We start from the raw sequence: 325 nt of genomic DNA on the forward strand, positions 1-325 counted from the left end.
GGCAAGTCGACCCTGCTCAAGGCGCTCACCGGTTACCGGCCGGCCGACCAGGGCGAGGTCCTCTACGACAACCGGAACCTCTACAAGCAGTTCGCCGAGCTGCGTCAGCGCATCGGTCTGGTCCCGCAGGACGACATCCTGCACAAGGAGCTGACCGTCAAGAAGGCCCTGAAGTACGCGGCCAAGCTCCGCTTCCCGGCCGACACCACGGCCGCCGAGCGCGAGGCCCGGATCGACGAGGTGCTGCGCGAGCTGAAGCTGGACATCCACAAGGAGAAGAAGGTCACCTCCCTCTCCGGCGGCCAGCGCAAGCGCGTCTCGGTGG

The 325-nt window shown here is 67.1% G+C and carries 1 protein-coding gene; it reads left to right on the forward strand.

The window, feature by feature from the left end; translation table 11 throughout:
• The coding region (locus B7L92_RS43460) for an ATP-binding cassette domain-containing protein (protein ID WP_438364064.1) at window positions 1–325 on the forward strand (325 nt) is incomplete at both ends.

This window comes from Streptomyces viridosporus (genome assembly GCF_002078235.1).
GTDB classification, from domain to species: domain Bacteria; phylum Actinomycetota; class Actinomycetes; order Streptomycetales; family Streptomycetaceae; genus Streptomyces; species Streptomyces viridosporus.